This is a genomic window from Mammaliicoccus sp. J-M40 (genome assembly GCF_022386395.1).
GTDB classification, from domain to species: domain Bacteria; phylum Bacillota; class Bacilli; order Staphylococcales; family Staphylococcaceae; genus Mammaliicoccus; species Mammaliicoccus lentus.
The window spans coordinates 197,580-208,399 of record NZ_JAJNIQ010000004.1; the positions used below are offsets into that span (position 1 = coordinate 197,580).

General features: G+C 31.3%; 13 protein-coding genes and 2 tRNA genes. All 15 read left to right on the forward strand.

The features are described from left to right. Positions 1 to 86 precede the first annotated feature (86 nt). Positions 87 to 566 carry a PH domain-containing protein gene (locus LQ688_RS07300; RefSeq protein WP_016999698.1) on the forward strand — a complete coding sequence of 160 codons (480 nt, stop codon included), beginning with the start codon at positions 87 to 89 and terminating at the stop codon, positions 564 to 566. Next, positions 556 to 2,088 (forward strand): PH domain-containing protein, encoded by a 1,533-nt coding sequence (locus LQ688_RS07305; RefSeq protein ID WP_016999697.1) that lies wholly within the window; start codon positions 556 to 558, stop codon positions 2,086 to 2,088. Before LQ688_RS07300 ends, LQ688_RS07305 begins: the two co-directional genes overlap by 11 nt. Continuing rightward, complete coding sequence (locus LQ688_RS07310) at positions 2,078 to 2,578, forward strand: PH domain-containing protein (protein ID WP_016999696.1); 501 nt, start codon at positions 2,078 to 2,080, stop codon at positions 2,576 to 2,578. The genes LQ688_RS07305 and LQ688_RS07310 overlap by 11 nt, the downstream gene beginning before the upstream one ends. Continuing rightward, positions 2,575 to 2,943: a holo-ACP synthase gene (acpS, locus tag LQ688_RS07315; protein ID WP_064204140.1), complete on the forward strand. Its 369-nt coding sequence runs from the start codon at positions 2,575 to 2,577 to the stop codon at positions 2,941 to 2,943. The genes LQ688_RS07310 and acpS overlap by 4 nt, the downstream gene beginning before the upstream one ends. A 47-nt stretch (positions 2,944 to 2,990) precedes the next feature. Then, positions 2,991 to 4,139: an alanine racemase gene (alr, locus tag LQ688_RS07320; RefSeq protein ID WP_070044858.1), complete on the forward strand. Its 1,149-nt coding sequence runs from the start codon at positions 2,991 to 2,993 to the stop codon at positions 4,137 to 4,139. An 86-nt stretch (positions 4,140 to 4,225) separates the two neighbouring features. After that, the gene (gene mazE, locus LQ688_RS07325) at positions 4,226 to 4,393 is read left to right on the forward strand and encodes a type II toxin-antitoxin system antitoxin MazE (protein WP_016999693.1); all 168 of its coding nucleotides are present in this window, start codon (positions 4,226 to 4,228) and stop codon (positions 4,391 to 4,393) included. Further along, positions 4,394 to 4,765, forward strand: coding sequence for a type II toxin-antitoxin system PemK/MazF family toxin (locus LQ688_RS07330; protein ID WP_016999692.1), 372 nt, complete (start codon positions 4,394 to 4,396; stop codon positions 4,763 to 4,765). Between the two features lie 103 nt (positions 4,766 to 4,868). Beyond that, a complete protein-coding gene (locus LQ688_RS07335; protein ID WP_016999691.1) occupies positions 4,869 to 5,873 on the forward strand; it encodes a SpoIIE family protein phosphatase in 1,005 nt (334 codons plus the stop codon). A 72-nt stretch (positions 5,874 to 5,945) separates the two neighbouring features. Further along, positions 5,946 to 6,272, forward strand: coding sequence for an anti-sigma factor antagonist (locus tag LQ688_RS07340; protein WP_016999690.1), 327 nt, complete (start codon positions 5,946 to 5,948; stop codon positions 6,270 to 6,272). 1 nt (position 6,273) lies between these two features. Then, a complete protein-coding gene (gene rsbW / locus LQ688_RS07345; protein ID WP_016999689.1) occupies positions 6,274 to 6,750 on the forward strand; it encodes an anti-sigma B factor RsbW in 477 nt (158 codons plus the stop codon). Beyond that, a complete protein-coding gene (gene sigB / locus LQ688_RS07350) occupies positions 6,725 to 7,495 on the forward strand; it encodes an RNA polymerase sigma factor SigB (protein ID WP_016999688.1) in 771 nt (256 codons plus the stop codon). The genes rsbW and sigB overlap by 26 nt, the downstream gene beginning before the upstream one ends. Before the next feature lie 133 nt (positions 7,496 to 7,628). After that, positions 7,629 to 9,782, forward strand: coding sequence for a Tex family protein (locus LQ688_RS07355; protein ID WP_064204136.1), 2,154 nt, complete (start codon positions 7,629 to 7,631; stop codon positions 9,780 to 9,782). Continuing rightward, positions 9,772 to 10,227, forward strand: a complete 456-nt coding sequence (locus tag LQ688_RS07360; protein WP_064204135.1) for a SprT family protein — start codon at positions 9,772 to 9,774, stop codon at positions 10,225 to 10,227. The genes LQ688_RS07355 and LQ688_RS07360 overlap by 11 nt, the downstream gene beginning before the upstream one ends. A 259-nt stretch (positions 10,228 to 10,486) precedes the next feature. Then, positions 10,487 to 10,572, forward strand: a tRNA-Leu gene (locus LQ688_RS07365). Positions 10,573 to 10,594: 22 nt separating this feature from the next. Continuing rightward, positions 10,595 to 10,668 (forward strand) — tRNA-Gly (locus LQ688_RS07370). Positions 10,669 to 10,820: the final 152 nt, after the last annotated feature.

Genomic DNA, 10,820 nt, shown 5'->3' on the forward strand with positions numbered 1-10,820 from the left:
TAATTAAAAAAGACGCATAATCTCAAAGGTTATGCGTCTTTTTTTATGATATAATACACCTAAATTGTAATGGAGAAGGAGATAGTATGTATAAAAAAGTTTTAGATAACAAAATGCCAAAGCAATCTATAAAATATGATTATATCGATCATTGTATTTCAATTGTTTTTTTAATTTTGTTATACAGTGTTTTTATTTGGTTATGGCAAAGGTTTGATTGGTGGCATTTTCTAATTTATCCTGTTACAGCCTTATTGGTAATCATAATTGTTTTAGGTTTTATAAATCCGATTATACGATTGAAGCGAACTTCATTTGAAATAAGTGAACACTCAATTGAAATTCAAAAAGGGTTATACTATCAAAAGCGTTCAGTACAGCCTATTAATAGAATTCAATTTATTGAAATTGAACATGGACCAATTTCTAGAAGATTTAATATATATTTCGTTGTAGTCGTAACAGCGGGTAGTAGAATCAGACTACCAATGGTTAATCGAAAATTAGCCGAAGAAACAAGGAAGAAAATCATTACTAAAGTAAAAGAGGTGACAGATGATGTTTAATCCTCAAAAATTACATCCAATCTCATATGTCAGTGGACTATTACAATCTATAAAATCCAATTTATTCCCTTTAATTATAGGTATCTTTTTAGTAATTAGAAGTGGATTCGATAATATTTTCGAGTTAATATTTCCAGGGGCTATCTTAATTTTTTCAGTATTGGGCACAATTACTAAAAGTATTAAAATATACAAAACAAGATATTGGATTGAAAATGACCAACTTATTATGACATGGGGCGTTTTTTCTAAAAATAGAAAAGAATTAAACATTGCACGTATACAATCTATGGATACATCTCAAAATATAGTCCATCAAATATTAGGTGGTGTTAATCTAAGTGTAAAAACTGCAAGTGATGGTATAGAACTAGATACAGTCACTAAAAAACAAAGCGATGATTTATCTAATTACATAAAAGAAAGAAAAAATAAAATTAAAAATGCAAATAGTAAAGTTAGTGATAATGAAGCTGATTTAAATGATGAACATAAAGAAGAACGAAATGAAAATGAACAAGAAACGATAAATGAGAAAGAAGATGTCGTTTTCTACAGATTATCAGTAAAAGAATTATTGAAGATGAGTTTTACAAGTGGTGGTATTTTAATAGTGTTCGCAGCTTTAGGGTCACTGTATGGCTTTTTAGCACAAGTTATGGATGTCGAAGCATTAATAGATCCGCTTATTAACCAATTTGTTAATTTAACAGTTATTATGGTAAGTTTAGGCGTAATATTTGTTATATTGAGTTATATTATTGGTTCATTAATTGTCTTTGTTAAGAACTTTAGGTATCAGCTAACGTTTGACGGAGAACTTTTAACTGTAAAATACGGATTGTTAACAGTTAAGAAAAGAACAGTACCAATTACAAGAATTCAAGCATTGAAAGAAGAAGAAACACTTTTTAGAAGAATGATTGGTTATACTAAAATTTCTGCAATTATAACGACAGACGGTAATTTTGAAAATGCTGAAGAGTTAGATGTTACACATGTAACGATATTACCATTTTTAAAGAAACAAAAAGCATACAAGTTACTTGAAGAAATTATTCCACAATTTCAATTTAAACCAGTAAAACAAGGATTACCATTACAAGGAATTAGAAGAAGAATTTTTATTCCAAGCTTATTTATTATCGCTATTGTATTACCTATACAAATATACTTATGGTCATACACTTGGATTATAGGAGCGGCAATTATTTTAATCATGTTATTATATGCGACTGTTCAAACTACAAAATCCGGATTTAAAGTATTTGATGATTCGATTAGTATTTTAAATGCATCGCCATTTGAATATGAAACAATTTGGGCAAATAGAGATAAAATTTTAACGTATGAGTTAAGCGAAAATCCTATTATTAAAAGAAAAGATATAGCACATTTTAATATTCATCTTGCATATGGCAATGGAATGTTATCTAAAGGCTTGAGATTTATTAATAAAAAAGATGCTATCGATATTTATAATTGGTATAAGGAAAAGGAGGTAAGTGAAGATGCTTCCTAAACATAAAATGGATCCAAAAGGAAAAACAGTTGAACGAATAGGTACTCTGATTACTTTAGCAATAATTTTAATCATAACAATCGCTATGTTTGTCGTACTTAAATTGTGGTTAACAGATATTTCGAAATGGTTTATATTAATTCCTATTGGAATAGGTTTGATTATTGGTATATATGGCTTAATCATTCAACCATATTATATGTACCGCAATTTCCGTTATGACATAACAAATGATGAAGTAAATATTAAATCAGGTATTTTTATGATTGAAGAATCGACAATACCGATGGGTAGAATTCAGAATGTTGACTTGTATGAAGGTTTTTTCATGAGAAAATTTAACTTAGCTAGTATTTCATTATCTACTGCAGGTGGAAATAGCGGATTAAAATATTTAAAAGTTGATATAGCAAACGAAATTAAACGTTCTATACAAAATAGAATTGATGATAATAAAGATGAATATGAAAATGAAGGTGAAAACGTATGATTCACGGAGTAGGGATTGATTTAATTGAGATTGACCGCATTCGTGATTGGTATAATAAACGACCATCAATGGCACAAAAAATACTCACAGATGATGAAATAGAAATTTTTAATAACATTTCTTTAGAAGATAGGAAAGTAGAATTTTTGGCAGGTAGATTTGCTGTAAAGGAAGCTTTTACTAAAGCAATGGGAACAGGTATAGGAAAAGATTATGGATTTCATTCTGTTAATTGTTTACCTGATTCAAAAGGGAAACCGAATATTAAATGTGAGGGATTTATAACGCATGTTTCCATTGCACATACTCAATCGTACGCGGAAGCATTTGTTGTAGTAGAAGTGGATAATAGTAAGCAAGAATAACAGCGATATGATAAAATACAAATATTATACAAGGAGGTGCTTTGCTGTTGTCCGAAAAATATTATAGGCCAACTTATATCAACGTTGATCTACCAGCGATTCTAGAAAATTATCAAGCAGTAGGCCGTTTACACCCAAATAAAAAGATTATGGCGGTAGTTAAAGCTAATGGATATGGATTAGGAAGTGTGCCAATAGCAACATATCTTATGAATGAAGGGGTAGACTTTTTTGCTGTTGCTACTTTAGACGAAGCAATAGAACTGAGAATGCATGGTATTAAAGCTAAGATTCTAGTATTAGGTGTAATCAACACTCAAGATATTAATAAAGCAGTTCAACATAGAGTAGCAGTAACGGTGCCATCAGAAGAATGGTTATCAAGTGCAATTGAATTTTTAAATGATGAAACAGATAAGCCACTTTGGATGCATGTTAAAATAGATACAGGAATGGGTAGAATCGGACTGAGAAGTATCGAATCATACCAACAGGTCATTAATACGATTGAAACGAATGAACGTTTAATTTTTGAAGGTGTTTATACCCATTTTGCATCTGCTGATGAACCAAATGACTTTTCTGAACAACAATATAATTTATTCGAGAAATTTGTAGAATCTTCACATACTCCAGAGTATGTTCATGCTCAAAATTCTGCTGGTGCTTTAAGATATGACGCATCTATTTGTACTGCTGTAAGGTTTGGTATTTCACTATATGGATATTATCCATCACAATATATACAAGAAATTTCAAACTTGAAATTAAAGCCAGCAGCACAACTTGTAACAGAAGTTGTTCAAACTAAATATCTCGAAGCAGGCGATACTGTTAGTTATGGAGCAACGTACACGACCTCAGAAAAAACGAAAGTAGCAACTTTGCCTATTGGTTATGCAGACGGTTATTTAAGAAAAATGCAAAATACCTATGTTAATGTCAATGGTTCTCAGTGCCCTGTAATAGGTAGAGTTTGCATGGATCAAACAATGATTAAAGTACCTGATGATGTAGAAGTTGGAGATAAGGTTATTCTCATGGATAACGATATTGATTCGGAACAGTCAGCTGAAAAAATTGCAAACGCTTTAGATACAATAAATTATGAGGTGCTTTGTAATCTGAAAAAACGATTACCACGTATATATTACGCAGGTGAAAATAGTGAAATTACAAATGAATTACTAAAATGATATAGTCAAAACTAAATACATTTGTTATGATATTAATAACTTAATTTTCATAATTTTAAAGCTTAATTAATCTGGAGGTATTTGTTATGACATCGTTAACACAAAATCGCAATCAAAGTTTAGAACAAACACTGAAAGAAGGATACCGTTATATGGCTGATTTAAATCTCTCCCTTGCGTCTGAAGCATATTATAGTGAATGTGAAGCTTGTGATTCTAATGAGTCACACTTAACTTCTCAACAAGGTGAATAAATGAGAAGAGGAGATGTATATCTTGCAGATCTTTCTCCAGTAACTGGTTCTGAACAAGGGGGAACAAGACCAGTCGTTATTATACAAAATGACACAGGTAATAGATATAGTCCGACTGTTATTGTAGCAGCGATTACTGGGAAGATTAATAAAGCTAAAATACCTACACATGTAGAAATTGAAGCAGCGAAATATAAACTAGATAGAGATTCAGTTATTTTGCTAGAACAAATTAGAACAATCGATAAGAAACGGTTGAAAGAAAAATTAACATATTTATCTGATGCAAAGATGAAAGAGGTTGATTCTGCAATTGCAATTAGCCTCAATCTCACTTTGCAATATAAATTTGATACATTAGGTAATACATAGGATATTGAATATATGTTTTAGAAGAATTATACATCTTTTAAAGCAACAATCGCTTTAGGATTAGCCTAAAGCTTTTTTAGTCTTTTAGAAACGAGGTGACTTTGTGTCAGAGCAGAAGAAGCAATATTATCAACAATTATTGTTAGAATACGTAAATACTTCAAATGATGATATTCTATCAAATTGTCAAACTTATTCTAATGAAGCAATTGAAGATAATGTTTCGCCAGAAGAAATCGTGCAATTGCATTTAGAAATCATTCGCGATCAAAATGATTTAACAAAACAACAGATTGTAAGTTCTTTTGACGTATTAATAGAAGTAATCATTGGCTATGGTTTCACATATAGAGATTATAAGAAATTGTTAAACAAGATTAAAATTCATGATAAGGAAATGGATGTGGCGTCAAGTCTACAACAAACGATGCTGAAACCCCAAATCCCTCAGTTTGATAGCATTCAAATTGGGGCAATTTCTGTGCCAGCACAAAGAGTAAGTGGAGATTACTTCAATTTGATTGACCATAATGATGGCACAATGAGCTTTGCAGTGGCAGATGTTATAGGGAAAGGTATTCCTGCAGCACTTGCGATGAGTATGATTAAATTTGGAATGGACTCATACGGCCATTCTCAATTACCAAGTGATGGTTTAAAACGTTTAAACCGAGTAGTCGAAAAAAACGTTAACCAAAATATGTTCGTCACGATGTTTTATGGACTTTATGAGGAAATTAATAATATGCTTTATTATAGCTCTGCTGGTCATGAACCTGGTTATATATACAGAGATCAAACTGGAGAGTTTGAGGAAATGACCGAAAGAGGAATTGTACTTGGTGTAAATAAACATACAAGGTATAAACAAAGCGAAATTAAAATTGAATTGCAAGATATGATTATAGTATTTACAGATGGCGTTACTGAATTAAGAGATCAGCAAAATGAATTCATTAAAACTAAAGATTTACTTAATATGATAAAAGAACATAAACAGTTACATCCACAAGATATCGTACAAATACTATATGAAGAGCTTGTGAAGCTTCAAAATCCTAACAAACGAGATGATTTAACAATATTAATTGTAAAACGTGTAAAATAATAAGATTAATATTAAATATATAGGGTAGATATTAATGATGAAAGTCTAATATAAGTAGGGGTGTAAGGAAGAATGAATCTTAACATTGAAACAACAGAACATGAAAATTATTACGAAATAAAGGTTGGCGGTGAATTAGATGTATACACTGCGCCAGAACTACAAGAAGTTTTACAACCAATTAGACAAAAAGGAACTCATGATATACATGTAAACTTGCAAGATGTGAGTTATTTAGATTCTACCGGTTTAGGTTTATTTGTTGGCACATTAAAATCATTAAACGAGCATGGGAAATCTTTATATGTACTCGGCGTATCAGAAAGAATTGAAAGATTATTTGAAATTACGGGTCTTAAAGAACTCATGCATGTCAACAAGGGAACGGAGGTAAAATAAAATGACATCTAACTATGATTATATAGAGATGAGATTTCCTGCAGCAGCGGAATACGTAGGACTAGTAAGATTAACATTATCTGGTGTCTTCAATCGTGCTGGTGCTTCATATGAAGATATAGAAGACTCAAAAATTGCAGTATCAGAAGCGGTCACAAACGCAGTGAAACATGCTTATAGTGATAAAGTTGATGGAGAAATACTTATCGGTTATCTTGTATATACAGATAAAATTGAAATCATCGTTTCTGATTCAGGTAAAAGCTTTAACTATGAAGAAGCTAAAAAAGTGTTAGGTCCATATCAAGAAAGTGATAATGTTAATTTCATGAGACAAGGCGGATTAGGTTTGTTTCTTATTGAATCATTAATGGATGAAGTGAGTGTTCAAAAAGACGCTGGTGTTACAATAAGTATGATAAAGTATTTATCTAAAGAGCAGGTGCAAACACATGACGGAAGAGTCCAAAGCTTATAAAGAAGTTTCACCAAATGAAATAAATGCATGGATTGCAGACTATCAGGAAAATAATAATAATGATGCTCAAGAAAAACTTGTATTACATTATCAAAAGTTAATCGAATCATTAGCTTATAAATATTCTAAAGGTCAAGCACACCATGAAGATCTCGTTCAAGTAGGTATGGTCGGGTTGTTAGGCGCAATTAAAAGATTTGATACATCGTTCGAACGTAAATTCGAAGCTTTTTTAGTGCCGACAGTAATTGGTGAAATTAAAAGATATCTTAGAGACAAAACATGGAGTGTACACGTTCCTAGAAGAATTAAAGAAATTGGCCCAAAGATTAAAAGAGCTAATGAAGAGTTAACGAATGAATTAGGTCGTTCGCCTAAAATTATTGAAATTGCAAATAGGTTAGAAGTAACAGAAGAAGATGTATTAGAAGCTATGGAAATGGGACAAAGTTATAATGCATTGAGTGTCGACCACACTATTGAAGCAGATAAAGATGGATCGACTGTTACGCTGTTAGATATAATGGGAGATTCAGAAGAAGGTTACGATTTAACTGAAAAAAGAATGATACTTGAAAAAATTCTACCAATATTAACAGAGCGTGAACGGGAAATCATTCAATACACGTTTATAACAGGCTTGAGTCAGAAAGAAACTGGAGAAAAAATTGGACTTAGCCAGATGCATGTTTCTAGATTACAAAGAACAGCAATTAAAAAGTTGCAAGAAGCAGCCATGAAGTGAATAAACTATAACGATAGTGAGTCTGGGACATTTATTTATGTCTCGGACTTTTTTATATTAATAATAAGTTAGCAATAATTTCAATTTCGTGATTTATGTTAAAATAAATTATAAACATTTTTAGGAGGCAACTATGAATCAAGAATTGATTAACATTATAAAAAATAACCATCCGTTTTCAGAAAAACAAATTAAAACAGTTCTAGAATTGCTAGAAGATAAGAATACAGTTCCTTTTATTGCGAGATACAGAAAAGAACTAACAGGTGGATTAGATGAAGTTGAAATCAAACTTATAGAAACTGAATATAATTATGCTGTTAATTTACAGAAACGAAAAGAAGAAGTTATACGACTTATCGATGAACAAGGGTTGCTTACTGAAGATTTAAAAAATGATATTTTAAAACAAACAAAACTTCAAAGAATAGAAGACTTGTATCGTCCATTTAAGAAAAAGAAAAAAACGAGAGCAACAGAAGCAAAAAGAAAAGGGCTTGAGCCTTTAGCAACATGGATTATTAAAGGTGAAGATACACATACACTTGAAGATGAAGCGGCTCAATATATTACTGAAGAAGTTAAATCAGAAAAAGACGCTATTAAAGGTGCACAAGATATAATCGCCGAAATTGTCTCTGATGAACCAAAATACCGAAAATACATATTAAATCAAATTGAAACTCAAGGTAAACTCGTAACTGAGAAAAAGAAAAAAGCAGAAGACGAAAAAAATATATTTGAAATGTATTACGAATATGAAGAGCCTATTAAAAAAATCGTACCTCATAGAGTGTTGGCAATTAATCGTGGCGAAACTGAAGGTGTACTAAAAGTAAGTTTCGATATAGACCAAGAAAAGTTAGAGTCATATTTGATAAAACAATATATTGGTGAAAAGCATAAACATTTTGAAGTTATAAAAGAAGCAATACAAGATGGTTTAAAACGTTTAATATTACCATCAATTGAAAGAGAAATAAGAACTGAATTAACTCAAAAAGCTGAAAATCATGCTATTGAAATTTTTTCTGAGAATTTGAAGAACTTATTATTACAACCTCCATTGAAAGGTAAAAAGATATTAGGACTAGATCCAGCCTATAGAACTGGTTGTAAATTAGCAGTAATAAATGAGTACGGTTCATTTGTAGATAAGAATGTAATTTATCCTCATCCACCAGTATCTAAAATAGAACAATCGGAAAAAGTATTTTTAGATATGGTTAATAAGCATCAGATTGAATTGGTTGCTATAGGTAATGGTACTGCAAGTAGAGAGTCGGAACAATTTGTGGCAGAAATGATAAAGAAACATAACTTATCTTGTCAGTTTATAATTGTTAACGAAGCGGGAGCATCAGTATATTCAGCTTCGGAAGTTGCACGTGAAGAATTCCCAGACTTTAAAGTTGAGGAAAGAAGTGCAGTGTCAATAGGTAGACGTGTACAAGATCCATTGAGTGAATTAGTGAAGATTGATCCTAAATCAATAGGTGTAGGACAATATCAGCATGACGTTAACCAAAAGAGTTTATCAGAAACTTTAAAATTCGTTGTAGAAACTGCTGTAAACCAAGTTGGTGTTGATGTAAACACAGCTTCACCATCATTATTAAGTTATGTATCAGGTTTGAGCAATACTGTAGCGCATAATATTATCAAGTTTAGAGAAGAGCAAGGCGCTATAAAACATCATTCTGAAATTGCGAAAGTACCTAGATTAGGTAATAAGACATTTGAACAAAGTATCGGTTTCTTAAGAATTTTAGAAGGTACAGAACCTTTAGACAAAACTGCTATACATCCAGAAAGTTATGAAGCAGCTTATGAATTAATTAAATATGTAGGGTTATCTAAAGAAGATATAGGAACAGATAACTTAAAAGAAAAATTAAATAAAATAGAATTAAATGAAACGAGTGAGAAACTAAATATAGGTGTACCTACATTAGAAGATATCATTTCTTCACTAATTGCACCTCTTAGGGACCCACGTGATCAGTTTGAAACACCAATTCTGAAATCAGATGTTTTATCCATGGAAGATTTAAAACCAAATATGGCATTAAGTGGTACTGTAAGAAATGTAGTAGATTTCGGTGCGTTCGTAGATGTAGGAGTTAAACAAGATGGTTTAGTTCATATATCTAAATTATCTAAAGGTTTTGTAAAACATCCAATGAATGTTGTTAGTGTTGGAGATATTGTAGATGTATGGGTGTTAGATGTTAATCTAGAAAAACAAAAAGTATCACTAACAATGATAGATCCTAATGGAAAATAATGAACTACAAGAACTTGTTTCACAAATTTCGTTGGAGTATTTTCAAAAGCCCTTTAAACATCAAGCAATATTTAATAAACGTTTAAGAACAACGGGTGGGCGATATCTACTTAATTCACATAATATAGAAATTAATCCAGAACAACTTAATCATTTCGGTGAAAAAGCACTAATTGATATTATTAAACATGAACTTTGCCACTATCATCTACATATAGAAGGTAAAGGATATCAACATAGAGATAAAGATTTTAAGCAGTTAATACAATTAGTAGATGCACCGAGATTTTGTAAACCTATTAAAAGTTATGATGAACGAGCTAATTATGTATATACATGTACTAAATGTAAATTGAAATTTAAAAGAATCAAAAAGGTAAATACACAGAAATATAGATGTGGACGATGTGGTGGAAAGTTAAAAATAGTATCAAAAATAAACTAAAGGAAAGTACTACACTAGAAATTTGAAGTGTAGTACTTTTTTTATAAAAAAACGTACAAAAGTTGTTGACGAAATTAGAAATCCGTCGTATGATAATAAACGTTGCTTAAACAAAACGAACCAAAACGTTAAGGCAATTTCAAGAAAGTAAAATTACATTAAAAAGTTAAACTAAATTGTTGACTTTGTAAACATTAAGTAATATAATTAATGACAGTCACTTAAATAAGAAATTGATTGAAAGAGCTGCAAACCATGCGCGGTCGTGGCGGAATGGCAGACGCGCTAGGTTGAGGGCCTAGTGGGAGAAATCCCGTGGAGGTTCAACTCCTCTCGGCCGCACCATTCATCAATTTAAATCGAATAAGCGGGTGTAGTTTAGTGGTAAAACCTCAGCCTTCCAAGCTGATGATGTCGGTTCGATTCCGATCACCCGCTCCATAAAATTTTTAAAATGAACATTGAAAACTGAATGACAATATGTCAACGTTAATTCCAATAATTGAGTACTGAAAGTACTTCAAAGAGTGATTGGCTTAACCAATCAACAAGAGCTAATCAAGCTTACTTCTTTTATGGAGAGTTTGATCCTG